Annotated in this window: 1 pseudogene; it reads left to right on the top strand. The window is 40.7% G+C overall.

The features are described from left to right. Nucleotides 1-216, top strand: a pseudogene (locus WKI42_RS11000) (hypothetical protein); the annotation flags it as partial.

Below are 216 nucleotides of genomic sequence, written 5' to 3'. Positions count from 1 at the left end.
CTCGAGCTTTTAGCAGTAGTTGCCATTGTTTTTTGTGCTGTACTCGTCTTTTTTCTAAATATTCCCGGAAAAGGTGTTCTAAAACTCGATAATGGAACGATTGTTTACGACGGCAGTCTTGTCCGTGGTAAAATGAATGGTCAAGGTACCATTACCTTCCAAAATGGAGACCAATATACTGGTGGTTTCAACAATGGAGCCTTCAACGGAAAAGGT

This window comes from Streptococcus pseudopneumoniae (genome assembly GCF_038148935.1).
In the GTDB taxonomy this organism is placed as follows: domain Bacteria; phylum Bacillota; class Bacilli; order Lactobacillales; family Streptococcaceae; genus Streptococcus; species Streptococcus pseudopneumoniae_U.
This window is presented reverse-complemented; position numbering and strand designations above follow the sequence as displayed.